The organism is Anaerostipes rhamnosivorans (assembly GCF_005280655.1).
In the GTDB taxonomy this organism is placed as follows: Bacteria; Bacillota; Clostridia; order Lachnospirales; family Lachnospiraceae; genus Anaerostipes; species Anaerostipes rhamnosivorans.
Map to the genome: position 1 here is coordinate 2,391,673 of NZ_CP040058.1, position 26,316 is coordinate 2,417,988.

Here is a 26,316-nt window from a genome sequence, read left to right on the forward strand (position 1 = left end):
CCTCCTTCTGTCCGGCATCCCAACCCTGGACGCCAAAACTGCGCTTACGCGCATTAAATGATAATAGAATTATATCAAAAGCGCTTGTCCACTGCAAGATACATTTGCCTTTTCAGAATCCCGGCAAAACAAAGCAGGAAAGCCGTTTAACAGAAGAACGGACCGGGCAAGCCCTACACAAAAAAAAGATCCGGCAAAAACGGCTGTCTTAAACCGTTTCCCCGGATCTTTCATCATCAATTCTTCCCGGTCCCAAATCAGCGGATGCGGTCTGGGAAACCTACCTTGTGCTGTACCTTTCTCAAGGTTTTAGTTGCATAATAAGATGCTTTTTCCCCATTGTCCTTGATGATCATGTTTAAATAATCTTTGTCCTTCATAATATCTTTGTAACGCTCCTGGATCGGACGAAGTTCTTCCACAACCACTTCTCCTACTCGTTCTTTCAGCTTGCCATAGCCCATTCCGTCAAACTCAGCTACCGCTTCCTCCGGAGTCTTGCCATTGATAGAGCAGTAAATATCCAGCAGATTTTTGATTCCCGGTTTATTTTCCGAATAAGCAATGCATGCCTCAGAATCCGTCACTGCCTTTTTAAACTTCCTCATAATAGTATCCGGGTCATCCAAAAGCAGGATATGGGAGTTGGCATTTTCATCGGACTTGGACATCTTCTTTTCCGGCTCCTGCAGACTCATGATCTTCTGCCCCACTTTTCCAATGTACGCTTCCGGAATCGTGAACACATCCCCATATATCTTATTAAATCTCTCCGCAATATCACGGGTGATCTCCAGATGCTGCATCTGATCTTTGCCCACCGGCACCACATCGGACTGGAACAGAAGAATATCTGCCGCCATCAACACAGGGTAAGTGAAAAGACCTGTATTAATATTGTCTGAGTGCTTTTGGGATTTATCCTTGAACTGGGTCATCCGGTTCATTTCTCCCATATAGGTAAAGCAGTTCAGGATCCACATAAGTTCTGCGTGGGCTGAAACATGGGACTGATAGTAAATACAATTTTCTACCGGATCCAGTCCCGCCGCAATATAAAGTGCCAAAAGGCTCCTGGCTCTTTTTCTAAGCTCTGACGGGTCCTGTCTGACAGTGATAGAATGCATATCCACAACACTGTAAAAGCACATGTACTCATCTTTGTCGATATCCACCCAGTTCTTTAAAGCTCCTAAATAATTTCCTAATGTGATGGTCCCTGTGGCCTGCATGCCACTGAATAATGATTTTTTTCCGTCTAACATCTGTCGTTCCTTTCTTCCCTAATCTCTTTCCCGAATCAACAGAGCACTCTGTGCCCTGCCCGGAATCACTGACTCCATCATATCATATTGTTCCAAAGTTTCCAAACCTTCAATCCAGATTTTTCTTACTAAATAATAAGGTATGACATTTTCCACATGATTTCAGTTCGGCTCTTAGAATGCCTCACTCCAATCATGTAGAATATGGACGTAATGTCTGCTGGAGAAGGGCTTCTTTTGACTTATATCGTTTTACTTTTTTGTCTGTTCTCTAAGAGTTACATATTCGTTCAGGCTTATTGGTAACTCATTAGAAAATAGACGTAATATCTGTTGATAGATGCAATTCAGAAAAACAAAAGGAGCCATCTTACAATAGTTTTTCTCCATTGTCTCCAGTCGGCTCTGGAAAGGCCTCCTTCCGACAATGAAGAAAAAACTATCGTAGGTGGCGCCTTTTGTCTCGCAACAGCCATTTCCAGCAGACATTACGTCCATTTTCACCAGTTCGGAGGCCTTGCATTCGAAGGGACGTTAGTTTTTCTTCTTGAAGTAAAGACTCGTAGGCGGTGCGCATTGCGCAGTGAGACTGCCCCCGCGTCAGCGAGTTCCGAACGGGCCGCCGGAGAGGCTTTACTGAAAGTTAGAAAATCTTACGTCCCTGAGACAGCAAGCCGGAGAACTGGTGAAAATGTCATACCCTTTGGGTGGGCGTGCTTTACACGATAATGTACCCATTTTCCCTCAGCACAGAGACAGCTTTTTGAAAATTTTCAGTCTTTGTCAGAATATAATCTGTGTTATAGGTAGAGATAACAAAAATGCCGATTTTGTTTTCAGCCAGCAGACCAGAAATGTCTGCCAGAATGCCGATCAGAGAAAAATCAAGTATTCCTTGTATCCGGAATGCTTTCCATCCATCCTCTTTTTCAATAATATTTTGGGGTATATATTCTGTGGGGCACACCAAGGAATTCTCCTGATCCGTTTTGCCTACAAAGCAAAAATCCCGGCTTAAATCCGCTTGTGAAAAATCCTTCAGTTTGCAGATGGAAAAATCCTGCTCAAGTAATTTAATTTCCATTCTATTTATCCTCCGAAATGCAGTTGTCAAATCTATCTGTTTTGTCAGATTCTATTTTAGCATATGTTGGATGATGAAAGAAGAGTAGATAGGTGATATCTATGTTCTTTAAAAAGTCTATAGTCATATAATTCTCTGTTGTTGTAACTCTTTATCTTATTTTCTTAAATTGGTTTATGTAGATTATTTATAAGTGACAATATATTTGTTATTTAAATTCCTATTTACTTCGCAAACCATCCTGACCAGGATCCGTTAATTTTAACTCGTGTATATAAACCTCCATTTAAATTCCCCATACAAAGCACTTGTGAATATCTTCCACCTGCCGCAAATACTATTCCATAATAATTTTCTTTTCCCGGTACATCACAACCTCCATAGTTATCGTAACTATTTATGTAAAAGATAAAATTTCCATTGTTTTCATCAAGTGAATCTATTATTTTTCTATTTGTTGGTAGTACTTTGTATGGAAGTGATTCCTTAATCTTATTTAAATTTAAATCAGTACTATTTAAATCCGCATTTAAATCTTCAATTCTTTCGTCAAGATTTACAATTGAGTTTTTCAAACTTTGAATCTCTCCTGCATGTACCTGATATTGCTCGATGCTTACCAGACCCACAGAGTTTACATCAACCTCAAACGGTGCTGTATTTGAAGTTTTGATTACAAAGTCCCATGTGATAGAAAACCCTGGTCCCTCTGTCGCAGAAGGAATATGCTTTGCCTCTGAAGCCTGGGCAAGACAATATAAAATTTCTCCTTCCTCCGGATCCTGCGCGTAAATGCCAATCTGCCAGAGATCATACCCTTCTTCCAAACCTATATTCTCTAACAACACTGGAAGGATAGTTTTATCTCCTTCTATTCTAACTGGCTGCAAGGTAATTTCTTTTCCGCCATCTGTCACATTTGTCTGCTGTCTCAGGTTCACCACAGGAACTTTGGCACCCCCGCTGACCACCTTTGTAATATGTAAAGTTTGTCCGTCCACAAGTTTTGCCTGCAGAGCTGTCCCTTTGTCTGTTAAAACTGCATTTTCCCAAATATTCATGATAATACCTCCTGATATAAACGACTGTTTCACAGAAGCCATCCAAAAAACTATGGCTATGCTGCCTTTTTATTTCTTTAGATCATGATCTTTATAAAAAATATAGCATAGTGCCCTGGGGCAATGTGGGCAAGTTAATGTAGGGACAATTGAGTTTCTAAACATATGTTATGTAACTAAATTTAAGTGATAATACTTCTATACATATTAAACTCCTATTTTTTTTAGCAGAACCCTAAATTGTTTATCAACCATATGTGTTGTACTGTTGCAATAAACCCGTATCTCTTTAGGATCTAGTATGGTAAATAGCCTACTAGGATCATTTGCGTTATTAAGGCCATATCCCCCACGCCACGATTCATATAGGACCTCTATAGCAACAACAATACAATTATCTTGTTTAAAACCCGATGGATATTTTAGATTTGTAAAACCAGAATTTGTAATAAAAGTTCCCGTTACTGTTGTAAAATCCGCAGTTACATTATGTAAATCCGCATTTAATTCCTCAATTCTTCCGTCAAGATCTACAATTGAACTTTTCAGACTGCCAATCTCAGCTGTATGAACCTGATACTGCTCAATATTCACCAGCCCTACGGGGTTTAAAGTAATATCAAATGGTGCAGTATTGGATGTTTTAAAACAAAAATCCCATGTGATAGAAAAACCAGGACCTTCTGTAGCGGAAGGAATATGTTTTGCCTCCGATGCCTGGGCAAGACAGTATAAAATCTCTCCCTCATCTGGATCCTGGGCGTATATGCCAACCTGCCAAAGATCATAACCCTTCTCCAGTTCTTTATTTTCCAACAATACCGGAACAATCATCTTATCCCCTTCAATTCTACTTGGCTGCAGGGTAATTTCCTTTCCTCCACCGGTTACACTCTTCTGCTGCCGCAGATTCACCACTGGAACCTTCACAGCCCCAGTCATCACCCTTGTGATTTGCAATGTCTTTCCATCCACTAACTTTGCCTGAAGAGCTGCCCCTTTGTCCGTCAATACTGTACTTTCCCAAATATTCATGTTTTTTCTCCTTTTAATTAATAACAAAACCTGCAAGCAAGAATATAACATGATGCCCAAGGGCAATGTGGGCAAGTTCTATTTGGGGCAATTACTTCCATAAAAGACAGCATAAAACAAAGTGGCAAGCCACTTCAACCCTCCAACCCCTCACGCATTTGTGTGCATAGTGCCCGCATGGCTTTTTTGTTCCATAGGGAGGTTCGGGGAACTTTCCTATGTAAAAAAGTGTCTTCGACACTTCAACTCCCCTGCCCCTCACTCATGAGGGGTTAAGGCTTTTCTTTTGTCTCTTTTTCCTTCATAATAGTCCTATGAATATATTACAGAAAATCTTTTGTGACCATTATGAAGAAATCAAATATACTCTCCATCCTCGTCCTTCTGTCATCCAAAACATTGACCGAATGCTTCATTGTGGCGACCCTTCTTTCGGTGGTGCCATGTATGGATGCTCCAAATGTGGCAACTTAAAGTTTGTTCCTTTTCGTTGCAAAAGCCGTTTCTGTCCTACCTGCGGTGCCAAGTATTCCATTGACCGCACTACTTCTATGGCTTTTAAAATCATCAACGTCAAACACAGACATTGTGTTTTTACCATTGCAGATGAACTTCGCTCTTACTTCCTCCAGGATCGTTCTCTTCTTAACTGCCTTTTTTCTGCTGTAAGAAGTGTCATTCTCCGCATGTTCCACAAGGATAATCAAACAGAATTATTTACTCCTGGTTTCATTCTTGTCCTTCATACCTTTGGCAGAGATTTGAAATGGAACCCGCATATTCACTGTCTCCTTTCAGAAGGTGGTCTGGGCAAAAGTGGCCTGTGGCAGGCAAAATCACATTTTAACTATACTTTCATGCGCAGCTCCTTTCAAACTGCTCTTTTGAATGAACTTAAGAAGAAACTTCCTCATTCTTTCAAAGAAGTGGTCTCTCAGGTTTACAAAAACAGCAGGGATGGCTTTTATGTCTATGCAAAACCAAACCGCTGTAAGCCAAAACAGGTGATTAACTACATCGGCCGGTATCTGGGCAGACCCGTCATCGCCACTTCCCGCATTGATCTCTACAACTCTATTGATGATACGGTCACGTTTCATTACAACCGTCATGAAGATGATCACTATGTGGAAGAAACTCTTCCCTCCATGGACTTCATCAAAAGACTGATCCGACACATTCCAGAAAAACATTTTAAACAAGTTCGTTACTATGGGCTTTATGCCAGATCCCATATAGAAGATTACAAACTCCATCATGCGATCCATTCATCAATGCATAAATTTTATCTTTCTATGAACAGATGGCGGGACTGTATCAGTCTCTCTTTTGGATATGACCCGATTCAATGCCCATGCTGTAACCAAAAAATGGAATTGCTCGAAATTTATCATAACCACAAGCGCGTTCCTCTCGATGAACTTTATCGAAAAGCCAAGGAAAAATATCATGGTCCTTAATCTTTACTCCCACAGCCTCCTCCGCTGTGATATACTGAACCAAACGGAGGACAATCAAAATGGATCCAAAACACATCGAGGAACTCAGACAAACGTATATGCAGCATCCACCTGAAGGGATGACCACGAAAGACATCAGATCTATGAGCGATGATGACTTACTGGATATGGATTATTTCCTGCATGAGGAGGATGATCTTGATGATGAAATCGGAGAAGAAGGTTTTTATCTCTTCTAATCCATTTCATCTGTTTGCCATGCCCATCTTTTGATGGGTATATTTTTTTATTCTAAACACCCCTTTATAGGAAACGACAAGTTTCCTATAAAGGAACAAAAAAACAGCTCAGACCCTTATAAATAAGGGCCTAAGCCGTTTCTTACGATAAGCTGATGACGGGAGTTGAACCCGTGACCTCCTCACTACCAATGAGGTGCGCTACCACCTGTGCCACATCAGCAAGACCGTTATTAAATTTATCATACACATCGAATCTTGTCAATATTTTTTCATATTTTTATGTAAAATTCTTTCTGGTCATTCAGTCTGAGACAGCCTAAGTTTTCTCCGTAAGCGCACCCACAGTCAATGGCGATTCTCCGGTCCCACCTAGTTATGTGAAATGCCGCCGCCTGTTCCCTGGATTCCTCCGGCAGATCTTTCGCATAATAAAGCAGCGCACCTGTAGGGGTGTGCCCAAAGATGACGGTATACGGACAGGACAATTTTGCATTAAAAAACTCCCTGCGGATCCATAAAAGGGTGTCACGGTCCATAGCAGCAATCTGTTCCTCCGATTCTCCCCTGGATACGTCAATTCCTGCATGTACTAACAGATACTGCTTCCCTTCTACCGAGATCATACGGTACAGGGGAAGATTTTTTACAAACTCAATGCACCGTTCCTGCTCCTCCTTCGGAAAGGACATCAGGGAAGCTAAAGTGACTCCTCCCCCGTTAAAAAGCCATGTCTCATACCAGGATTCCTCATCATTCATAGTTCTCAACATCATATCCTCATGATTTCCCATGAGAAGAACCATATTCTTCTGCCCCCTGATATATTCCAGCAGCTTGATGCCGTCCGGTCCCCGGTCCACCACGTCTCCGATGATATACAGTTTGTCTTCGGAGGAAAACTGAATCTTCTCAAGCATCTCAAAAAAAGCCCGGCTTTGGCCGTGAATGTCAGACAGCACATAGATCTTCTGCATGAATACTCCCCCTTTAGGTTATGGACTTTCTTCCCCTAACTTCCTGCGGATCCTCTGGATCGCATTGTCAATTGATTTTGTCGGCTTGTCCAGTTTCCTGGCGATTTCTACATAGTTCTCTCCGCTGAGATAAAGCTCCATCACATCTTTTTCAAATCCGCTGAGTTTCGTCTCGATCTTCTTATAGTAATCAGATATATTTTCCTTTTGTATTAGAACCTGTTCCGGATTCGTATCCTCTTCCATGAACTGTTCTTCCTCTCCATGATCATTAAACAGCGAAATATAGTTATTTAACGGACCATGTTTTTTTCTCTTGGAAGCGGTCACTGTCGTATAAATCTGACGTTTGACACAAAGGGATGCAAACGTGGAAAATGACGCATTTTTGTCTTTGTCATAATTTTTAACAGCTTTGAAAAGGCCGATCATGCCTTCCTGGATCAAGTCCTCCTCATCCGCTCCGGCAAGAAAAAACTTTCTGGACTCTCTGCGCACCAGTCCCCCATACCGGTTTAACAGAAAATCCATCGCCTGATCATCTCCAAGTTTAATTTCATCCAACAATTCCTGGTCAGAATAATCTTTAAATATTTTCATAGCACCTCTATTTTAGAAGTCTCTGTCTCACAATTTCATAAGCCAGCACACCGGCAGCCACAGACGCATTCAATGAATCAATATCACCATTCATAGGAATGGAAGCAATATAATCACAGCGCTCTTTGACTAAACGGCTGACTCCGCTGCCTTCGTTTCCGATGACCAGCCCGATGGGCCCAGTCAGATTCTGGCGGTACATGACTTCCCCTTCCATATCAGCACAGACAAACCACAGTCCCCGCTCCTTTAATTCTTCCATCGTCTTTGAAAGGTTGGTCACTTTCACGACCGGTGTATAGTTGATGGCCCCGGCGGAAGTTTTGGCCACTGTCGATGTCAGCCCCACAGCTCTGCGCTTCGGAATGATCACTCCGTGGGCTCCCGCAAGGTTTGCAGTCCTTATGATGGCCCCCAGATTGTGTGGGTCCTCAATACCGTCCAGAAGAATAAAGAATGGATCCTCATTTTTTTCTTCTGCCTTGCGGAAAAGATCATCAAGCTGTGCATACTCATAAGCCGCAGCCATGGCTACCACACCCTGGTGATGCTCATTTGTCAGCTGGTCTAAGCGTTCCTTTTCTACAAAATTCAGAACCGCATCCGTCTTTTTTGCTTCTCTTACAATGGTTCTGATAGGACCGTCTTGGCATCCGTCCAAGATAAAGATCTTGTCGATCGGTTTGCCTGCCCTCAACGCTTCCAGCACGGCATTCCTGCCCGCCAGCAAATATTCTTCGTAGCTCATTCATTTTCTCCTAAATCTAATCCTATTTTTATCAACTCCACAGCACGCCCCATCTTCCCGGACAAATACAAATATCCCATCAGGGCTTCAACTCCTGTGGCCATGCGGTATTCAACGATGGAAGCATTTTTTGCGGCGGTGGCGGATTTAGCGTTCCGCCCTCGCTTATAGACAGCTGATTCTTCATCGGTCAGCCTTTCTTTTATTCTATCATAAACCCGGGCCTGTGCGGAAGCTTTTACCATGCTGCTGGACTTTTGGTGATACTTATTGACACTCATATTCCCTTCAGAGATCACCAGAGTCCTGACGGCGAGTTCATAAACCGCATCTCCAATGTAGGCGAGCCCCAGAGGAGAGTAGGTCTTTGGATCTATTTTTGGCAGATCAAGCCCCTGTATCATAAATTCAATTAAGCTCGTTTCCATTTTACGCCTTCTCTTGTATCCTTTAAAATGATTCCTTTTTCCAACAGTTCGTCTCTGATCTCATCCGCTCTGCCAAAGTTCTTATCTTTTCTTGCCTGATTTCGTTCTTCGATGAGCTGTTCAATCTCCTCATCCAGGATTCCTTCCTCCTGCTTTGTCTCAATCCCAAGAACCCCGCATAAGGTTTCTAACGTTTCCAAAAGCTTCTTGGCGTAGGCACTGGAGCCCTCTTTCACCGTTGTGTTGGAAAGTTTAACGATCTCAAAGATAGCGGAAATGGCATCTGCGGTGTTAAAGTCATCCTCCATGGCTTCCTCAAACTTAGCGGTCAGCTTCCCAGCCTCCGCAAGGTTTTGCTCTTCCTCACTGCTCAACTCTGTTTCCGGCATGCAAGCCCGGTCTCTCAAAAGATCAATGGCCGTCAAGATCCGGTCCAGGCTGTTCTTTGCAGACTCAACAAGAGTATCACTAAAATTCAACGGGTTTCTATAATGGGCGCTCAGCATAAAAAACCTGATGACCTGAAGCGGGTACTTTTCACTGATCTCCCGCACCGTAAAAAAGTTCCCCGCCGATTTCGACATTTTCTGGTTGTCGATATTTAAGAAACCGTTGTGCATCCAGTAATTTGCAAAACATTCGTCATTGCAAGCTTCACTCTGGGCAATCTCATTTTCATGGTGTGGGAAGATCAAGTCCTCTCCACCTGCATGGATGTCGATGGTGTCGCCAATATACTTTTTGGACATCTCAGAACATTCGATATGCCATCCGGGGCGGCCTTTCCCCCACGGGGACGGCCATGCGATCTCTCCCTCTTTCTTCGGTTTCCAGAGCACAAAATCCAACGGATCCTTTTTCCCTTCTTCTCCACGGACTTTAATGTCCCTGTGGCCGCCTTCCAAATCGTCTATATTCTTTTTGGAAAGCTTTCCGTATCCCTCAAATGAACGTGTTTTAAAGTAAACCGTTCCGTTTGATTCATATGCGTGGCCCTTCTCGATTAAAGTCTCGATCATACGGATCATTCCGTCTATCTCTTCCGTGGCTTTTGGCTGGTGCGTTGCCGGTTTTACATTCAAACCTTCCATATCCTTTTTACATTCCTCGATATAGCGCTCTGCGATCTCTGTAGCGGACACACCTTCCTCGTTGGCCTTTTTAATAATCTTGTCATCCACATCCGTAAAGTTTGACACATAGTTGACATCATAACCTTTGTATTCAAAATATCTGCGGACGGTATCAAAGATGATCATGGGCCGTGCATTTCCAATGTGAATGTAATTATAAACTGTGGGTCCGCACACATATATCCCTACTTTGCCCGGATGCACCGGTACAAATTCCTCTTTTTTTCTTGTCAGTGTATTGTAGATCTTCATCATTTATCTCCTTTCGCTGCATCTTCCACTCGTTTGCAGTGCTCCATAAAAATATTCAACGCACTTCTGAGTTCCGCATTTTCCTTCGCCAATTTTTCGATATCCATATCCACTGGATCCGGAAGATCAATCTGGTTGAGTTCCAGACTCTGGATCCGGGTGCCGTCTCTTTTGATCACTCTTCCCGGAACACCTACGACCGTTGAGTTAGGCGGCACATCAGAGACCACAACTGAGCCTGCGCCTATCTTAGAATTCTTCCCAATCGTGATCGATCCTAGTACTTTGGCTCCTGCACTGATCAGTACATTATCCTCAATGGTCGGATGACGCTTGCCAGTCTCATTTCCAGTACCACCCAGCGTAACCCCCTGATAGATGGTCACGTTGTTCCCGATGATCGTCGTCTCGCCGATGACGACCCCATGTCCGTGGTCAATAAAAAGGCCTTCGCCGATCTGTGCCCCTGGATGGATCTCGATACCGGTTTTTCTGGCGATCTTCTGTGAAATCTTTCTGGCTTTATAAAAATTACCTTCCTTATACATCTGATGGGTGATTCTGTACCAATACAGTGCTTTCACATAAGGATACAGAAAGACTTCTCTTTGGTTTTTAAGGGCCGGATCCCGGTCCTTGATAATCTCAAACTGGCTTTTTGCAAAATCTCTAAAGCCCATACTTACCTCCAAATCCATATTTACATAATGCAGGACTTTTTATTCTATAGGGAGGTTCTGTGAACCTTCTAACATAGAATAAAAAAACTCCGTCTCAAAAAAGAGACGAAGTTATATCCGCGGTTCCACTCTTACTTAAAACATCCTTGGGATGTCTTCCCTTAAGCTTCCGTTAACGCCGGCCACGTACAGGGCTACTGCTGCTTCGTCCTGTCTGCTCCCAGAGGCATTCCCAACTCTTTTCCTAAAAACTGCTTTCAGCCGATGACAGTTTCTCTCTGATAGTTCCGGTGAAGGTACTGGTTCTGTTCTGCGCATTTCACTTACCATATAGTTTATGCGCTTTCCCCTGAAATGTCAACCGGATTATTTAATATCCACCGCTTTAAAATGCATGGCGCCAACCACTGCAGCGGCGGTCAGAAATACAATACCTGTCACAATTCCCGTAACAAGATCCGCATTTTTCATTCCGCTTTGAATCAGTATTGACAACGTATTGCCAGGCCAGTATTTTGCCAGTTCCACCGAATGTCCGAAAAGCTTTGTCAGCCCCATATCTCCGTATAAAGCCACCGTGCCGATCACATCCACCCCGATGATAGCCACCGGCAGGATAAATTGGGTTTTCCTTATGAGAAATGCCGCCATGACATAAAGAGAAGTGATGCTTAACACCAGGATGTATTTTGTGAAAAGGTAGGCGGCCGTTTCGCTTATGACTGCCCCGCTCACATCCCCGGTTTTCCAGTAGAACGCTGCCGTAATGCCAACGACAACCAGACTCAGCACAAAATAAACCGTTGCAAGGCCCATGCTCACCAGCCATTTGGATGCAAAGATTTTGCTTCTTTCGTACTGTTTGGAGGCTAGGTTCTTGATAGTGCCATATGTGTATTCACTTCCGATAAACAGAGAAACTACGATGGACAGCAGGATGAGGTAAGACGTATCTGCAGTCTGTATCCTGGATATGACCGTCATCTGCCCTCCCATGCCTCCTCCTATCTTCTCCACAAGGTGATATAGAAAATTCTCCGTTCCCGACAACAACAGAAGCAGTACCCCGCAAACTCGGAATGAGGTTGATTTTAACAATTTATAAATATCTGTCCGGATTAAATTTAACATGCTGCACCTCCAACTGTATTTAAAAAGTATTTCTCCAGATCCATTTTCTCCACGTAGATTTCCTGCACCTTTATCCCCTTCTGCATCAAGGCCTGATTCACTTCCCCCGGCTGGTCCAAAAATCCGTAGATCTTTAATTCTTCATCTCCGGTGATCTGGCATTCATCTGCATCGAATTGCTCCTTCATCACTTCACATGCTTTCATCCGCTGCTCTTTGGGCACCTTTACGGTCAGGTTGGACTGGCTTTGTTTGACCAGTTCTTCCTCTGTGAACTCCTGGATCAGCTCTCCTTTATGGATGATGCCGTATCTCGTGGCCAGCTTGGATAACTCTCCTAAAATATGGCTTGAGATCAATACTGTGATGTGATGCTCCTGGTTCAGTTCCTGGATCAACTCCCGGATCTCCCGGATACCTACCGGGTCGAGCCCGTTTGTGGGTTCATCCAAGATCAGAAATTCCGGGTCTCCCAGGAGGGCAATTGCTATGGCCAGCCTTTGCTTCATTCCAAGAGAAAAATTCTTCACTTTTTTCTTTTTCGTATTATCAAGTCCGACCTTCGTGAGAACTTCCTCAACTTTCCTTGTGTCTTTCATTCCACGGAGCTTCATTTCTACTATAAGATTTTCTTTTGCCGTCATGCCCGGCATTAAGGCCGGATATTCAATGACCGTTCCAATCTTTTCCCTGGCTTTTACCGGATCTCCTGAACCAAATAAGGACAATTCCCCGGAAGTAGGTTTTGCCAGCCCTGCCATCATCCGGATCATGGTCGTCTTTCCTGCACCATTCTCCCCGATGAATCCATAAATATCTCCTCTTTTTACTTCCATGCTGACGTTTCTGACTGCTATTTGTTTTCCAAAGGACTTTGTGATGTCCTCCGCTTTTACGACAATATCCATATAGACCTCCCTGTGTTATAGTATTATTGTACTGATGATTTAATACAATAGTACTATAACACAACAATGATGTCAAGAATAAAATCTTTTTGCTTAAGGGAACTGTTTCAATATCAAAGTGGGCAAGTCCGCTTGCAGGATTCTCCGCCTGCGGCAGGTCGCTTTGAAGACATGATTCCTTACCGCCGCAGTGCGACCCGTGCGGAGCGTTTTTAGTACCATAAAAGGACACAGAAATTTTTATTTCCATGTCCCTTGTCTCTATGATACTGCTGACGCAGTTTTTTTCACTGTCTGGCGAATACTGTTTCCAACCGCAGCAGCCAGAGCAATTTTTATGAGATCACCAGGCAGGTAGGGGATAACTCCTGCTGCCAGGCCCTGCATCGGCGTCAGGTGTATCTGTGTACAAAGCCATACTGTTCCAAACAGATATGCTGCCAGAGTTCCCAGGATCATCCCTGCAGACTGTATGCTCCTTTTCCCTTTTGAACGGTCGATCATGAATCCACAGATGGCTGCTGTCAATATAAATCCGATCAGATATCCTCCTGTAGGACCTGCAAGCTTTGATAATCCTCCGGAAAAAGCTGAAAATACCGGGAGACCTGCTGTCCCAAGCAGCAGGTAAATCACATAACTTACCGTCCCAAGCCTGCAGCCCAGAGCATAAGCAGTCAGATAGATTGCCAAATTGGTAAGTGAGATGGGCACCGGCGTAAACGGCAGCGGAACTGTGAGCGGTCCCACAACACAGATCAGCGCTGCCATCAATCCAATGAGTGTCATCTGTTTGATTTCTAGTTTTTTCATCATCCTACTCCTCTTTCTAGTTTAATGTATATCCAAGCTGGATCAATAATTGTCTGTCTCCCTCTGTCTTATTTCCCGACGTGGTGAGCATGTCCCCCGTTATGGCTCCGTTGGCCCCGGATAGAAATGCTTTCCTTCCGTTTTCCTCCATCACATTGCGTCCTGCCGCCAGACGGATCTCCGCTTTTGGGTTTAAAAACCGGAAGACAGCAACAGTTCGGAGAATTTCTTCTTCCTTAAGCCTCTGCCGATTTTCCAAAGGGGTTCCCGGGATCGGGGTGAGTACATTGATGGGAATCGAATCCACTTTCAGTCCTGCCAGGTCAAGAGCCATGGATATCCTGTCCTCCATTGTCTCCCCCATACCGATGATTCCTCCAGAACAGATCTCAAGGCCCGCTTTCTTTGCCCTTTGAATATTCTCTATCTTATCGTCATATGTATGTGTAGAACAGACCTGAGGGAAAAACCTTCTGGAGGTTTCCAGATTACAATGGTACCGGTTAACTCCGTTTTCCTTTAGCTTTAAAAAAGCTTCATGCGATAAAAGTCCATGGGAAGCGCACAAGGAAAGGCTGCTCTGTGCAGACATGCCACGGTATGCTTCCAAAGCTTTTAAAAAATCATCTCCGCCAATGCTTTTTCCCGCAGTCACGATAGAATAACGGTGCACCCCCTTCTGCTCCTGCGCTTTACAATCCTTTATAATTTCAGCTGCGGGCAAAAAGGCATATTCTTCTGCCCTAGTCTGATGATAGGAGGATTGTGCGCAGAACCTGCAGTCTTCGCTGCACCTTCCGCTTTTTCCGTTAATGATCGTACACAGATCTCCGTGATCTCCACAGAAATACTTCCTCAACCTGTCTGCCGAACGGCACAGCTCTGTCAGATCCGAATCCATCAAGATCTTCAGATCCTCTGTTTCAAAAAAAACCTCTCCCCCCGAGAGGATCCGTTCTGTTAAATCCTTCAGCATATTTTCTCCTTTCATTTCCTTGCTTAGTTATGAAGTATGAGTATTTCTCCATTGTCTCCAGTCGGCTCTGGAAAGGCCTCCTTCCGACAATGAAGAAAAACTATCGTAGGATGAAACCTTCTGTTCAGCCGTCATCCTTATCTAGCAGACACTACGTCCATTTTTTACAGGCTTGGAGTGAGGCATTAAGAGCCGAACGGAAATCTCGTAGAAAATATCATACCTTTTTCGCTCCCTATTGTCAACTTATATTTCTATTTAAGTTTACAATCAAGTTAAATAAAAACGCACAGACTGAAGTGTTCTTATCTACAGCCTGAACGTCTCATGATTTTATGATTCTTTTTCTTCCAGGATTCCCAGCTCTTTGATGCGTTCCTCAATCTTTTTCATAGATTCCTCATAGGTGAGTCCGTCTATCGCAGCCTTTTCCTGTGTATCCTCACGTTTCTCCAAAAGTTCATCAATGTCTTTGCTGAACGGATGATTATCTGTCACTTTTGTCAAAAGTCCCATAGGTCTTCCTCCTTACCTTCCTGATCTCCCTTTCCATTGAACTTTATTTTATTCATTTTAACCGCTTCTTGTCAATATATTCTTTTTCTCTATTTGACTTTCGTCTCAAAAAATTGTACCATGACATTGCATCAGCAAAGAAGAAAGGGGTGTTTGATATGAAAACCTATAAGATATTATTAGATTCCATAGACAGCGTAAAGGATTTTGTAAACTTAATTAACCGATTCAAATCCGAGATCGACCTGGCATCCGGCCGGTATGTCGTCGATGCCAAATCCATTATGGGTATTTTCAGCTTGGAATTATCCAAACCGCTGCTTGTTACTGTCTACGGTGACGAAGAACTTGACGAGATTGAATCTGCACTACAGCCATTCATCATCGATTAACTGCAAAACTGCCGTATCCTGTCTTTTCGCAGGAACACGGCAGTTTTTATTTTATGAGTTATTTACCACTATTTCCGTCGCGCTTTTGAAATGCGCTCCTCCAATAGTGGTAAATAACTTTCGTGGAGCAGCCCCTTTTGACTCACATCAACCTACATTTTATATACCTTCTGATTAGTACAATTCAAAAGAACAACAGCCATCCCCAGCAGACATTACATCCATTTTCTACATGATTGGAGTGAGGCATTCTAAGAACCGAACGGAACGGAAATCATGTGGAAAATGTCATACCTTTTAATGAAGATTCTGTTTCAGTACACGGTTCAGATATTGAATGTCCACTGGTTTTGGCACAAATCCATTCATTCCGGCTTCAAATGCAGCTTCCATATCCTCCTTAAATGAGTTGGCCGTCATGGCAATAATCGGGATACTCTGTGCATTAGCATGGCTGCTTTTCCTGATTTCCACAGCTGCCTCATAACCGTTTTTTCGAGGCATCTTAATGTCCATCAGGATGATCTGGTACCACCCATCTTCACTCGCCAAAAACCGTTCCACAGCCTCCTGTCCATCGAATACCCGCTCCGTCTCGGCTCCTTCCATTCGCAAAAGTTCCTGCACAATCTCTGCATTTAAATCGTTATCTTCCGCCAAAAGGATCCGAATCCCCTGAAAATCCGGAAGTACTGATACATCTTCCTTTTTCTGATCTTTATCTTTTCCTAAAGGCAGCCGGATTAAAAAGAAAAATTCTGCTCCTTTACCTATCTGGCTGTTTACTTTCAGCTGGCCTCCCATAGCATGAACGATACTTGCACTGATCGGAAGTCCCAGCCCAGTGCCTTCACTTTTTGTACTGCTAGCGCCCAGCTGCTCGAATGCCTCAAATATCTGACTTTGCAATTCAGGAGCAATTCCAACTCCGGTATCTAAGTGCGTTGGATAAAAGATTTGTGATGACTTGTCGCAGGCGGATGGAATCTCCCATAACCCATTCGTGCTCAAATTCTTTTATAAACTTAAGATCCAGCTGTTTCTCCCGTGCCTGCTCCTCCATCATTTCGTGTAAACCATCCAAAAGCTCTGCCAGTGAAAATTCTTCTGTCTCAATGGTCATCTTACCATTCTCGATTTTTGACATATCCAGAATATCGTTGATCAGTGCCAGCATGTATTGGGAAGATGCATGAATTTTTTGTAACTTTTCTTCTACGCCTTTCGGCAGTTTTTCCTCCATCCTCACAAGATCAGTAAGGCCGGTAATTGCATTCATAGGAGTCCTGATCTCATGGCTCATCTGAGAGAGAAATTCACTTTTTGCCCTGCTTTTCGCCTCAGCTTTTTCCAGCTCACTCTGCATCAGCTTATTTCTCATCTTTGATCTCAACACAAGGATCAGACCTGCAGCAACAGCCAGTACGATCGTGCTCAGCATACCTACCGAAATGATCGGATTTGCATAGATATAGTCCTTTAAAGACAGAGATGACCCCAGCGATACCAGATTCCGGTTCAGGATGGTGCTCTTATCTTCCTCAGAAATACTGTTGATGGACTTATTGAGGATCGTGAGGAGATGAATGTCTGCGGGACTTGGCAATGCGAAAGAAACCCCCATATCATTGTTGACCCCGGTGACAGGTACCACGTTCGCATACCGGTGATTCTGCATTTCCTGTTCCAGTGAAGATGCCAGTCCATAGATAAAATCCACCTCACCGCGGTTCAATGCGGTGATCAGTTCCTTTGAATCAGTATAGGTGATCACTTCTCTGGCTTTTATTCCGTCCGGAAGTGATCTGCCGGCAAGTATCCCTGCCTTCAGCCCTCCAGATGGGTAATTCACTGCCTTATTCCTCAAGACAATATTATTTAGTTTAATGTAAGCGCTGGACAATATAAAATTCTCCTGCTTTGCATTCTTCTCCGTATCTAAAAAACATCCTAGAATATCTGCCTTTTTGTTTTGAACAAGTTCAATTGCTTCCTCGTAAGTATCTGCCGTCATATAAGTATAATTCAGTCCTGAAAATTCAGACACCTTCTCTAAGATATCCGGAATAATTCCATCATGGTGATCTTCTTTTCCCACTTCGCAGTAAAACGGATGACGTTCTGACACAACCACCACAGACACTGTTTTCTTTTTCTTAATATACTTCCTTTCTTCCTGGCTGAGGTAGACAGAAGAAATCGATTTTAACCCTTTGAAGTTCTTCTCATAATGTTCTTCTCCGAATTCCGGATCAGCATCTAAGATCTTCTCCATAGCCATATTCAGGCCGTCTAGTATTTCCTTGTTGCCTGTATTCGTTACAATATAATATGGCTGTGCGTCAAAGGAAGCTGCAAGCCGGAAATTCTTATTGTTCTCCAGTTCGTTCCCCATCAGCAGATCGACTTCTTTATCCTCTAAAAAGCTGTAGAGGTCTCCTTTTCTTGACAGATCCTTTGTGCCGTAATATTTTAATTTGCAGTTCAGACCGTTAATCTTTAAATAATCTTTCAGTCTGCGGATCTTCTCTTCCGCCTTATCGAAGACTCCGATCGTCTTTCCGTTTAATGTGCTCAACTCATAACTCTTGATCTTATTGTTGTCTTTCAAACAGAGCAGCGCGGCTCTGCTGCTGCCCATACTATATTTTGGATAAGCAAACAAGCTTTCCAGTTCTTTTGCATAGTAAGTACCGCCCAACACTTCAAACTTTCCAGCTGCCATATCCTGCATAAAGGTTTCCCCAGTAGTAGGAACAAATTCATACTCCCAGTTTGTATATTTGGCAATCTCATTCAGATAATCCACGGTCAGACCAGTATAATTCCCATATTCATCCTTCTCGCACAGACCAGTCGTCTCTAAAAAACCGACTTTCACAACCCGCTTCGACTGTGTTTTTTCTTTTTTCCCGGAGGCAGCTGAAGTTAAGCTATTCCCCAGACAGAGAAAACTGATCAACAATACAGCCAAACAGACAACCCCTCTGCCAAACAGCTTCTGTCTCGATTTTTTCTTCATACTTTCCCCCTTCTTTCAATGATCCTATCCCCTTTTATATTCTATTCTAATGCTTTTCCTGCTTTCTGACAACAAAAAGGGACCGATTTCAAACGAAAATAAGAAAAAGGTCCCTTAAGGGTTTTATTTAGAGGATTCGGATCTTCATCCGAATAGCTTTCAGCAGCTGGATCACCGGAAGGTTCGCCAGTGCCAATCCATAAACAGTAAATAACTGCTGCATAGTCAGAGTCTGTACTTTAAATAATACGTGCAGGGACGGTATTACCATGACACAGGTCATAAGAATGACACCAAGTATAAAAGCCCCGATCAGATATATGTTATCAAAAAACTTATTAGTAAATAACACAGGATGATTAGATTTACAGTTAAATCCATGCACCAGCCTGGAGGTACAGAGGGTTCCAAATGCCATAGTGCTCGCCAGAACTGCGTTCTGGTCCCGGTACCCGATCATAAACCCGATCATTGTCATAACACCAATCACAAATCCTTCAATTCCAATGTTCGCAAGGAAATCTTTTGTCAGGATTGATTCATTAACCGGCCTCGGCTTCTCTTCCATCACCTGATCTGTATGAGGCTCCAGACCCAGGGCGATAGCAGGCAGGCTGTCCGTTAGCAGATTGATAAACAGTAAGTGTACCGGCGCAAACGGAACAGGCAATGCTGCGATGGACGCATAGAGTACTACAAGGATCCCCGCAAAATTACCGGAAAGCAAAAATTGTATCGCATTTTTTATATTTCTATACAAGTTGCGGCCATTTTCCACTGCCTTTACAATAGTAGCAAAATTATCATCCGTCAGCACCATGGAAGACGCATCCTTGGAGACTTCACTGCCTGTGATGCCCATGGCAACGCCAATATCCGCCTGTTTTAAGGCTGGGGCATCGTTAACACCGTCTCCTGTCATAGAAACAATATTTCCTTTTCTCTGCCACGTCTGTACGATCCGAATCTTATGTTCCGGTGACACCCTTGCATATACAGAGATGCCTTCCACAAACTTCTCAAGTTCCTGATCAGACATATGGTCGATCTCAGCTCCCTCACAGGCCTCACTCTCGTCTTTCAGGATGCCGATCCGTTTTGCAATGGCCGCTGCCGTCACCTTATGATCCCCAGTGATCATGATCGGGCGGATTCCTGCCTGGATACACTGGGCCACCGCTGATCTGGATTCCCTTCTCGGCGGATCCATCATAGAGATCAGCCCCAGGAAGGTATATCCATTTTCATCCTTTGGCGTCAGCCTCTTTCCCTTTTCTATGGTCTTATAAGCAATGGCCAGAACCCTCAGCCCGTTTTTGGAAAATTCCTGGTTGCAGGCCTCAATCTGTTTTTTATCCCAGTTGGTGATAGGTACCGCTTTATCACCTTTTTGTATGGATACCATACGGTCCAGCAGTACATCCACTGCCCCTTTCGTGATCATCGTATAGCCATTTTCCATATCATGTACTGTAGACATGAGCTTTCGCTCGCTGTCGAACGGAATCTCTGCCACTCTTGGATAAAAGCAGCGAACACCTTCCGCCTTCCGTCCCAGCTTGTCCCCAAGATTAATCAGCGCTGTCTCGGTGGGATCTCCGATCTCTTCCCCGTTTATATTGGTAGAATCGTTGCAGAGCATACTGTAGTCCAGAAGCTGCTTTTGAGCTGCCTTTTTCAGGTCGATATGGGCCGCCGGAATCCGAACGCCTCCCACATAGTAATCTTCCACTGTCATCTTATTCTGGGTCAGTGTCCCAGTCTTATCAGAACAGATGATGGATACACTTCCCAACCCCTCCACTGCCTGAAGTTTTCGGATGATGGCATGTTCCTTTGCCATCTTCTGTGTACCGAAAGAGAGTACGATGGTGACAATGGAACTCAATGCTTCCGGGATGGCTGCAACAGCCAACGCAACGGCAAACATAAAGGCATCGCCGATATCCTCGCCCCGGATCACACTGATGCCGAACAATATACCGCAGAATACTAGAATCAGAAGGGACAGCTTCTGTCCGAACTGGTCCAGATTAACCTGCAGCGGAGTTCTTTTCTCCTCTGTATTTTTCAGCATTCCGGCGATCTTTCCGACTTCCGTATCCATTCCTACGCCTGTCACAAGGAACTTACCTCTTCCGTAGGTGACAAAGCTTCCGGAATATACCATGTTGATCCGATCCCCCAAAGGAACCTGGCTGATGATCACACTGCTTGTCTTTTCTACCCCCAGGCTTTCTCCTGTCAGTGCGCTCTCATCCACCTTAAGACTAGCGGACTCAAGGATCCTGCCATCTGCCGGTATGGAATCTCCTGCTTCTAAGAGGACCTCATCCCCTACCGTAACTTCTCTGGACGGGATCTGTACGATCACCCCATTCCTCAGCACCTTTGCCGTAGGGGCAGAAAGCTGTTTTAAGCTGCTTAAAGACTGTTCCGCTTTTACTGTCTGTACTGTGCCAAGAATAGCATTGACCGTTATGACGACCAGGATGACCGCAGTACTCTCCATATCTCCCAGAAAACCGGATACAGTGGCCGCAGCGATCAGGATGATCACCAGAAAGTCTTTAAACTGTTCCAGAAAAATCTGTACGACACTTTTCTTTTTTCCCTCAACAAGCTCATTATACCCATACTGCTTTTGATGCTCTGTGACCTGGGCAGCTGTCAAGGGCTCCATAGAGCCGTTCAGCTGCTTCTTGACTTCTTCTGCTGTTTGTTGATAAAACTCCTTCATACTCATCATTCTCCATTTCTCTAAGTATTTTCTTTCCTCTTAGGATGAAAGATTTTCACCAGTGGAAATCTCACACTGTGTGCAGCTAAGTCCCAAAGGGCTTTTTTATTTCATAGGAGACACTTTCCCATGAACTAAGATAAAATCCCGCTTGTGGGATTCTCCGCCTGCGGCGGGTCGCTTTAGCGACATGATTCCTTGCCGCCGCAGTGCGATCCTCGCGGAGCGTTTTTTATTTCACGGGATGCATTTTCCCATGAAACAAGATAGAATCCCGCTTGTGGGATTCTCCGCCTGCGGCGGGTCGCTTTAGCGACATGATTCCTTGCCGCCGCAGTGCGATCCTCGCGGAGCGTTTTTTATTTCATGGGATGTTCCCATGAAATAAAAAAACAACGGGACTTTTACTGCATCTTTCGTGCAATAAAAGTCTCGCTGTTTCATTACGATACGGATGAATTTCTTCATCGAGATTGACGACACCGCAAACGATTCACTCGCCAGCTACTCCCTTTTATTTAGATATAATCATAGCGAATTCTTTCCGGCTTGTCAACTAATTGTTGTCGACACGTCCCCCGAATCCTGTCTTATAAATGTTTTCCCGTCACCTTAAGCCTTGCCATGGCCCTGGAAAGGGCAGCTTTGCTGTGATAATACTCTCTCTGGCTCTCTTTCTGCCTAAGGCGCTCCTGGGCGCGTTCTTTTGCCTCGTTGGCCCGCCGGATATCAATTTCCTCCGGCCATTCCACCGTATCGGCCAGGAGAACCACGAACTCGGGCATGATCTCCACGAATCCGTCACCCACTGCAGCCTCTCTCCATTCTCCGTCGACTTTAAACCTTAATTCTCCCGCCTTCACTGCAGTCACCATGGATTCATGATTGGGCAGGATTCCTTGTTCACCGTCGATCGCCGGAAAGATCATCATCTCACATTCTCCATTATAAAACCTCCGGTCGCTGGCCGTAATCTCCAGATAAAAGGTCTTTCCCATACTCATCCCTCATTTCTATGCTTCCTTGGCAGCTTCACTCTTTGCTTTCTCAATGACCTCATCAATGGTCCCTACCATAAAAAACGCATTCTCTGGATATTCGTCCATATCACCATTGATAATGGCTTTAAATCCGCGGATGGTCTCACTGACCGGCACATACTTTCCTTTCATGCCTGTAAAGTTTTCAGCCACATGAAACGGCTGGGAAAGGAATTTCTGGATCTTCCTTGCCCGGTATACCGCCACCTTGTCATCCTCATCCAGTTCCTCCATACCGAGGATTGAGATGATATCCTGCAATTCTTTATATTTCTGAAGTAATTCCTGGACCTGCATGGCAACTTCATAGTGTTCTTCTCCCACCACTTCGGCTTCCAGGATTCTGGAGGTGGACTCCAGAGGATCTACCGCAGGATAGATTCCCTGCTCCACGATCTTTCTGGAGAGTACCGTGGTGGCATCCAGATGGGCAAACGTTGTGGCCGGCGCCGGGTCCGTCAGGTCATCTGCCGGCACATATACCGCCTGGACAGAGGTAATAGAACCGTTTTTCGTAGATGTGATCCTCTCCTGGAGCTCTCCCACTTCATTGGCCAGCGTCGGCTGATAGCCTACCGCAGACGGCATACGGCCCAGCAGTGCGGAAACCTCTGACCCTGCCTGCACATAACGGAAAATATTATCGATAAACAACAACACGTTCTGGTGCTCCTGATCTCTGAAATATTCCGCCATGGTAAGACCGGTCTGTGCCACCCGCATACGTGCTCCCGGCGGTTCATTCATCTGCCCGAACACCAATGCCGTTTTGTCGATAACACCGGATTCGTTCATCTCGGTCCACAGGTCGTTTCCTTCCCTGGATCGCTCCCCTACACCGGTAAAGATCGAATAGCCCCCATGCTCTGTGGCAATGTTGTGGATCAGTTCCTGGATCAAAACTGTCTTTCCTACTCCTGCTCCTCCGAACAGTCCGACTTTTCCACCCTTTGCGTAAGGCGCCAGCAGGTCAATGACCTTGATGCCTGTCTCCAGGATCTCCACCACCGGACTCTGCTCCTCAAACGTAGGAGGATCTCTGTGGATAACCCACTGCTCCTCTCCTTCAACCTGCTCTTTTCCATCAATATTCTGTCCGAGCACGTTAAACATTCTGCCAAGAGTCTGTCTTCCCACCGGAACAGTGATACCGGCACCTGTGGCTGTCACTTCCATATCTTTTGACAAGCCCTCGCTGGAAGCAAGCAAAATGCAGCGGACAATATTATTTCCCATATGCTGGGCCGCTTCCATGACAAGTTCTTTCCCATCCAGTTCTACTGTCAGCGCGTCTTTGATCAGCGGAAGATAGCCGCCGTCAAATTCCACATCCACTACCGGACCTAAAACCTGTACGATTTTTCCCTTTTCCATATCTTCACCACAATTCTTTCTATGTTCTATTTCTATGATTTATTTCTTCTGAAACGCTTTTGCGCCGCTTACGATCTCCGTGATCTCCTGTGTGATTGCCGCCTGTCTGGCACGGTTATACAAAAGAGATAGTTCCTTGATCATGTCCCTGGCGCTGTCCGTCGCCCCCTGCATTGCCATCATACGCGCATTCTGCTCGCTGGAAAATGACTCTACAAGCGCTCCGTATATGAGGCCCTTTACATAGTTCGGCACCAGATGGTCCATGACTACTTTCGGGGATGGAGAATAATCCGCGATCTTGTGATATTTCTCCAGTTCCACATTCATTTCCTCAAAACTCTGCCGTTTCAACGGAAGGATCTGAATGATCTCCGGCTCCGACTTAAGCGGAGTTATCATCTTTGTATAGATGATATAAATCTCATCCAGGTTCTCCTTGCGGTAAAGATCAACCAGTGTCTCCGCAATGTTCCTGGCCCTCCACATGCTTGGATCCTGGGCCGTATAGAGGAATTCTCCGTCAATCCTGACCTTCTTCCTCATAAAATACTGCCGTCCCATCTGACCGATGACAAATAATGTATTGTTATTCCCCTTTGCAAGTTTCTCTTCTGCAAGCTTTAACACATTGTGGTTGTAAGCCCCTGCCATTCCCTTATCCGCAGTCATAACCACATATCCCCTCTTTTTGTCCTCCGGCTTAATCTTTTTCCTCTGGTCAAAAAAGGTATGGTTAATGTCCGGAGAGTGGAACAGGATATCTTTGATAGTGGACTGGAGAAGCTCAAAGTAAGGTGCCGTGGCATCCAGCTTTTCCCTGGCCTTGCGAAGCTTTGTGGAAGAGATCAGATACATTGCGTTGGTAATCTTCATGGTCTCCTGAATACTCTTCATTCTGGAACGGATTTCTGTCATATTTGCCATGTATGCTCACCTACTTTTTAAATTCTTTCACCGCATTTACGATCTGCTTTGCCATCTCATCCGTCAAAACTTTTTTCTCATCAATCTCGTTGACCAGGTCACCGTATTTAGCTTCCAAGAACATTACCAGATCCTCCGTAAAGGACTTGATCTCATTGACCGGAACGTCCATAAGCAGCCGGTTGTTTGCCGCACATAAAAGGATCACCTGTTTATGCAGGCTCATCGGATGGTACAGCGGCTGTTTTAATAATTCCACCAAACGGTTTCCGTGGTCCAAAAGTTCTTTTGTCTGAGGATCCAGGTCTGAGCTGAACTGCGTGAAAACTTCCATTTCACGGAACTGTGCCAGATCAATCCTTAAACTTCCGGAGACCTTTTTCATGGCTTTGGTCTGAGCTGCCCCGCCCACACGGGAAACAGAAAGACCTACATTGACTGCAGGCCGGATTCCGGAGAAAAACAAATCACTTTCCAAGAAAATCTGCCCGTCGGTTATGGAAATAACATTTGTCGGAATATATGCAGATACATCGCCTGCCAAAGTCTCAATGATCGGCAGCGCAGTGATGGATCCGCCCCCGTGTGCCTCATCCATCCTGCAGGAGCGCTCCAGCAGTCTGGAATGCAGATAGAACACATCTCCCGGATAGGCCTCCCTTCCAGGCGGCCTCTGGAGAAGTAATGACATTGCTCTGTATGCCACTGCATGTTTTGACAGATCATCATAGACGATCAGAACATCTTTTCCCTTATCCATAAAATATTCCGCCATTGCCGTGCCGGAATACGGTGCAATATACTGTACCGGCGCCACATCGCTGGCTGAAGCGGATACTACAATAGAATAATCCATAGCGTCGTGTTTTTTCAGTGTGGAAACAATTTTAGCCAGAGTGGATGCCTTCTGTCCGATGGCGACATAGACACAGATAACGTCTTTGCCCTTCTGATTCAAAATTGTGTCCACAGCAATGGATGTCTTTCCTGTCTGACGGTCTCCAATGATCAGTTCCCTCTGGCCGCGGCCGATCGGGAACATGGCATCAATAGCGAGAATTCCGGTCTCCATAGGAACATCTACGGATTTTCTCTCAATGACCCCCGCCGCCTCTCTCTCAATAGGCAGATAGGCATCCGTCTTGATCGGCCCGTTACCGTCAATCGGTGCTCCCAAAGCATTCACCACACGTCCGACCAGACCGTCTCCAACCGGAACTCCGGCACGTTTCCCGCTTCTTACGACTTTGGAGCCTTCCACCAGCCCATGGTCGCTTCCAAGCAACACACAGCCAATGGTCTTCATCTCCAGATTCTGTACGATCCCTCTGGTGCCATTCTCAAACTCCACCAGTTCTCCATACATCGCATGATTTAAACCATGTACGGTCGCAATACCGTCACCAATCTGGATGACTGTGCCTTCCTCCTGCACTTGAATTTTGTTTTCATAATCTTCTATCTCACTTTTTAAAACTGAGATAATCCCTTCCGGATTTATATTGCCCAACTGTT

The 26,316-nt window shown here is 44.7% G+C and carries 25 protein-coding genes, 1 tRNA gene and 1 other annotated feature; of the genes, 3 read left to right on the top strand and 23 right to left on the bottom strand.

The annotated features are described in order from the left end of the window. Window positions 1-257: 257 nt before the first annotated feature. The 4 genes from trpS to AR1Y2_RS11855 form a co-directional block, all read right to left on the bottom strand. On the bottom strand, window positions 258-1,265 hold the full coding sequence (trpS, locus tag AR1Y2_RS11835; protein WP_137329141.1) for a tryptophan--tRNA ligase: 1,008 nt from the start codon (window positions 1,263-1,265) through the stop codon (window positions 258-260). Between the two features lie 718 nt (window positions 1,266-1,983). After that, window positions 1,984-2,349 carry an ACT domain-containing protein gene (locus AR1Y2_RS11845; RefSeq protein ID WP_137329142.1) on the bottom strand — a complete coding sequence of 122 codons (366 nt, stop codon included), beginning with the start codon at window positions 2,347-2,349 and terminating at the stop codon, window positions 1,984-1,986. A 224-nt stretch (window positions 2,350-2,573) separates the two neighbouring features. Further along, window positions 2,574-3,410, bottom strand: a complete 837-nt coding sequence (locus tag AR1Y2_RS17815) for a hypothetical protein (RefSeq protein WP_175403639.1) — start codon at window positions 3,408-3,410, stop codon at window positions 2,574-2,576. Between the two features lie 207 nt (window positions 3,411-3,617). Then, window positions 3,618-4,445, bottom strand: a complete 828-nt coding sequence (locus AR1Y2_RS11855) for a hypothetical protein (protein WP_137329143.1) — start codon at window positions 4,443-4,445, stop codon at window positions 3,618-3,620. Window positions 4,446-4,759: 314 nt separating this feature from the next. Here AR1Y2_RS11855 and AR1Y2_RS11860 point away from each other — a divergent pair, with 314 nt between their 5' ends. Together AR1Y2_RS11860 and AR1Y2_RS11865 are read left to right on the top strand one after the other, a co-directional pair. Further along, complete coding sequence (locus tag AR1Y2_RS11860; protein ID WP_137328968.1) at window positions 4,760-5,905, top strand: IS91 family transposase; 1,146 nt, start codon at window positions 4,760-4,762, stop codon at window positions 5,903-5,905. 59 nt (window positions 5,906-5,964) lie between these two features. Further along, complete coding sequence (locus AR1Y2_RS11865) at window positions 5,965-6,144, top strand: hypothetical protein (RefSeq protein WP_137328969.1); 180 nt, start codon at window positions 5,965-5,967, stop codon at window positions 6,142-6,144. A gap of 150 nt (window positions 6,145-6,294) precedes the next feature. On the opposite strand, the gene AR1Y2_RS11870 is transcribed toward AR1Y2_RS11865, so the two are convergent. The 12 genes from AR1Y2_RS11870 to AR1Y2_RS11930 form a co-directional block, all read right to left on the bottom strand. After that, window positions 6,295-6,367: transfer RNA gene (locus AR1Y2_RS11870), tRNA-Thr, on the bottom strand. A gap of 49 nt (window positions 6,368-6,416) precedes the next feature. After that, window positions 6,417-7,121 (bottom strand): metallophosphoesterase family protein, encoded by a 705-nt coding sequence (locus tag AR1Y2_RS11875; RefSeq protein ID WP_137329144.1) that lies wholly within the window; start codon window positions 7,119-7,121, stop codon window positions 6,417-6,419. An 18-nt stretch (window positions 7,122-7,139) separates the two neighbouring features. After that, window positions 7,140-7,721 (bottom strand): sigma-70 family RNA polymerase sigma factor, encoded by a 582-nt coding sequence (locus AR1Y2_RS11880; RefSeq protein ID WP_137329145.1) that lies wholly within the window; start codon window positions 7,719-7,721, stop codon window positions 7,140-7,142. Between the two features lie 7 nt (window positions 7,722-7,728). Further along, window positions 7,729-8,469, bottom strand: coding sequence for a 23S rRNA (guanosine(2251)-2'-O)-methyltransferase RlmB (gene rlmB / locus AR1Y2_RS11885; protein ID WP_137329146.1), 741 nt, complete (start codon window positions 8,467-8,469; stop codon window positions 7,729-7,731). Further along, window positions 8,466-8,897 carry a Mini-ribonuclease 3 gene (locus tag AR1Y2_RS11890; RefSeq protein WP_137329147.1) on the bottom strand — a complete coding sequence of 144 codons (432 nt, stop codon included), beginning with the start codon at window positions 8,895-8,897 and terminating at the stop codon, window positions 8,466-8,468. Before AR1Y2_RS11890 ends, rlmB begins: the two co-directional genes overlap by 4 nt. Next, a complete protein-coding gene (gene cysS / locus AR1Y2_RS11895) occupies window positions 8,882-10,282 on the bottom strand; it encodes a cysteine--tRNA ligase (RefSeq protein ID WP_137329148.1) in 1,401 nt (466 codons plus the stop codon). The genes AR1Y2_RS11890 and cysS overlap by 16 nt, the downstream gene beginning before the upstream one ends. Beyond that, complete coding sequence (gene epsC, locus AR1Y2_RS11900) at window positions 10,282-10,962, bottom strand: serine O-acetyltransferase EpsC (RefSeq protein ID WP_137329149.1); 681 nt, start codon at window positions 10,960-10,962, stop codon at window positions 10,282-10,284. Before epsC ends, cysS begins: the two co-directional genes overlap by 1 nt. A 98-nt stretch (window positions 10,963-11,060) precedes the next feature. Beyond that, window positions 11,061-11,284, bottom strand: a binding site (T-box leader). Window positions 11,285-11,328: 44 nt separating this feature from the next. Then, on the bottom strand, window positions 11,329-12,093 hold the full coding sequence (locus AR1Y2_RS11910; RefSeq protein WP_137329151.1) for an ABC transporter permease: 765 nt from the start codon (window positions 12,091-12,093) through the stop codon (window positions 11,329-11,331). Continuing rightward, window positions 12,087-13,001: an ABC transporter ATP-binding protein gene (locus AR1Y2_RS11915; protein WP_137329152.1), complete on the bottom strand. Its 915-nt coding sequence runs from the start codon at window positions 12,999-13,001 to the stop codon at window positions 12,087-12,089. Before AR1Y2_RS11915 ends, AR1Y2_RS11910 begins: the two co-directional genes overlap by 7 nt. A 261-nt stretch (window positions 13,002-13,262) precedes the next feature. Beyond that, window positions 13,263-13,814 (bottom strand): biotin transporter BioY, encoded by a 552-nt coding sequence (locus tag AR1Y2_RS11920; RefSeq protein WP_137329153.1) that lies wholly within the window; start codon window positions 13,812-13,814, stop codon window positions 13,263-13,265. Between the two features lie 16 nt (window positions 13,815-13,830). Further along, complete coding sequence (bioB, locus tag AR1Y2_RS11925; RefSeq protein WP_137329154.1) at window positions 13,831-14,790, bottom strand: biotin synthase BioB; 960 nt, start codon at window positions 14,788-14,790, stop codon at window positions 13,831-13,833. Window positions 14,791-15,123: 333 nt separating this feature from the next. Beyond that, on the bottom strand, window positions 15,124-15,306 hold the full coding sequence (locus tag AR1Y2_RS11930; RefSeq protein WP_137329155.1) for a hypothetical protein: 183 nt from the start codon (window positions 15,304-15,306) through the stop codon (window positions 15,124-15,126). Between the two features lie 158 nt (window positions 15,307-15,464). Between AR1Y2_RS11930 and AR1Y2_RS11935 the strand changes: the two genes are divergently transcribed. Next, window positions 15,465-15,698, top strand: coding sequence for an HPr family phosphocarrier protein (locus AR1Y2_RS11935; protein ID WP_137329156.1), 234 nt, complete (start codon window positions 15,465-15,467; stop codon window positions 15,696-15,698). Window positions 15,699-15,995: 297 nt separating this feature from the next. Here AR1Y2_RS11935 and AR1Y2_RS18035 read toward each other — a convergent pair whose 3' ends face one another. The 7 genes from AR1Y2_RS18035 to atpA form a co-directional block, all read right to left on the bottom strand. Next, window positions 15,996-16,607 carry an ATP-binding response regulator gene (locus tag AR1Y2_RS18035; protein ID WP_243118739.1) on the bottom strand — a complete coding sequence of 204 codons (612 nt, stop codon included), beginning with the start codon at window positions 16,605-16,607 and terminating at the stop codon, window positions 15,996-15,998. Window position 16,608: 1 nt separating this feature from the next. Further along, window positions 16,609-18,720 carry a transporter substrate-binding domain-containing protein gene (locus tag AR1Y2_RS11945; RefSeq protein ID WP_243118740.1) on the bottom strand — a complete coding sequence of 704 codons (2,112 nt, stop codon included), beginning with the start codon at window positions 18,718-18,720 and terminating at the stop codon, window positions 16,609-16,611. A 127-nt stretch (window positions 18,721-18,847) separates the two neighbouring features. Continuing rightward, on the bottom strand, window positions 18,848-21,460 hold the full coding sequence (locus AR1Y2_RS11950; RefSeq protein ID WP_137329157.1) for a cation-translocating P-type ATPase: 2,613 nt from the start codon (window positions 21,458-21,460) through the stop codon (window positions 18,848-18,850). 590 nt (window positions 21,461-22,050) lie between these two features. Then, window positions 22,051-22,464 carry an ATP synthase F1 subunit epsilon gene (atpC, locus tag AR1Y2_RS11955; protein WP_137329158.1) on the bottom strand — a complete coding sequence of 138 codons (414 nt, stop codon included), beginning with the start codon at window positions 22,462-22,464 and terminating at the stop codon, window positions 22,051-22,053. Between the two features lie 9 nt (window positions 22,465-22,473). Beyond that, window positions 22,474-23,874, bottom strand: coding sequence for a F0F1 ATP synthase subunit beta (gene atpD / locus AR1Y2_RS11960; RefSeq protein WP_137329159.1), 1,401 nt, complete (start codon window positions 23,872-23,874; stop codon window positions 22,474-22,476). A gap of 39 nt (window positions 23,875-23,913) precedes the next feature. After that, the gene (gene atpG / locus AR1Y2_RS11965) at window positions 23,914-24,801 is read right to left on the bottom strand and encodes an ATP synthase F1 subunit gamma (protein WP_137329160.1); all 888 of its coding nucleotides are present in this window, start codon (window positions 24,799-24,801) and stop codon (window positions 23,914-23,916) included. Between the two features lie 10 nt (window positions 24,802-24,811). Beyond that, on the bottom strand, window positions 24,812-26,311 hold the full coding sequence (gene atpA, locus AR1Y2_RS11970) for a F0F1 ATP synthase subunit alpha (RefSeq protein ID WP_137329161.1): 1,500 nt from the start codon (window positions 26,309-26,311) through the stop codon (window positions 24,812-24,814). Window positions 26,312-26,316 lie beyond the last annotated feature (5 nt).

Coding starts and splice junctions, on each gene's coding strand:
- trpS (WP_137329141.1), bottom strand. CDS start 1,265: ATGTTAGACGGAAAAAAATCATTATTCAGTGGCATGCAGGCCACAGGG.
- AR1Y2_RS11845 (WP_137329142.1), bottom strand. CDS start 2,349: ATGGAAATTAAATTACTTGAGCAGGATTTTTCCATCTGCAAACTGAAG.
- AR1Y2_RS17815 (WP_175403639.1), bottom strand. CDS start 3,410: ATGAATATTTGGGAAAATGCAGTTTTAACAGACAAAGGGACAGCTCTG.
- AR1Y2_RS11855 (WP_137329143.1), bottom strand. CDS start 4,445: ATGAATATTTGGGAAAGTACAGTATTGACGGACAAAGGGGCAGCTCTT.
- AR1Y2_RS11860 (WP_137328968.1), top strand. CDS start 4,760: ATGAATATATTACAGAAAATCTTTTGTGACCATTATGAAGAAATCAAA.
- AR1Y2_RS11865 (WP_137328969.1), top strand. CDS start 5,965: ATGGATCCAAAACACATCGAGGAACTCAGACAAACGTATATGCAGCAT.
- AR1Y2_RS11875 (WP_137329144.1), bottom strand. CDS start 7,121: ATGCAGAAGATCTATGTGCTGTCTGACATTCACGGCCAAAGCCGGGCT.
- AR1Y2_RS11880 (WP_137329145.1), bottom strand. CDS start 7,721: ATGAAAATATTTAAAGATTATTCTGACCAGGAATTGTTGGATGAAATT.
- rlmB (WP_137329146.1), bottom strand. CDS start 8,469: ATGAGCTACGAAGAATATTTGCTGGCGGGCAGGAATGCCGTGCTGGAA.
- AR1Y2_RS11890 (WP_137329147.1), bottom strand. CDS start 8,897: ATGGAAACGAGCTTAATTGAATTTATGATACAGGGGCTTGATCTGCCA.
- cysS (WP_137329148.1), bottom strand. CDS start 10,282: ATGAAGATCTACAATACACTGACAAGAAAAAAAGAGGAATTTGTACCG.
- epsC (WP_137329149.1), bottom strand. CDS start 10,962: ATGGGCTTTAGAGATTTTGCAAAAAGCCAGTTTGAGATTATCAAGGAC.
- AR1Y2_RS11910 (WP_137329151.1), bottom strand. CDS start 12,093: ATGTTAAATTTAATCCGGACAGATATTTATAAATTGTTAAAATCAACC.
- AR1Y2_RS11915 (WP_137329152.1), bottom strand. CDS start 13,001: ATGGATATTGTCGTAAAAGCGGAGGACATCACAAAGTCCTTTGGAAAA.
- AR1Y2_RS11920 (WP_137329153.1), bottom strand. CDS start 13,814: ATGAAAAAACTAGAAATCAAACAGATGACACTCATTGGATTGATGGCA.
- bioB (WP_137329154.1), bottom strand. CDS start 14,790: ATGCTGAAGGATTTAACAGAACGGATCCTCTCGGGGGGAGAGGTTTTT.
- AR1Y2_RS11930 (WP_137329155.1), bottom strand. CDS start 15,306: ATGGGACTTTTGACAAAAGTGACAGATAATCATCCGTTCAGCAAAGAC.
- AR1Y2_RS11935 (WP_137329156.1), top strand. CDS start 15,465: ATGAAAACCTATAAGATATTATTAGATTCCATAGACAGCGTAAAGGAT.
- AR1Y2_RS11945 (WP_243118740.1), bottom strand. CDS start 18,720: ATGAAGAAAAAATCGAGACAGAAGCTGTTTGGCAGAGGGGTTGTCTGT.
- AR1Y2_RS11950 (WP_137329157.1), bottom strand. CDS start 21,460: ATGAAGGAGTTTTATCAACAAACAGCAGAAGAAGTCAAGAAGCAGCTG.
- atpC (WP_137329158.1), bottom strand. CDS start 22,464: ATGAGTATGGGAAAGACCTTTTATCTGGAGATTACGGCCAGCGACCGG.
- atpD (WP_137329159.1), bottom strand. CDS start 23,874: ATGGAAAAGGGAAAAATCGTACAGGTTTTAGGTCCGGTAGTGGATGTG.
- atpG (WP_137329160.1), bottom strand. CDS start 24,801: ATGGCAAATATGACAGAAATCCGTTCCAGAATGAAGAGTATTCAGGAG.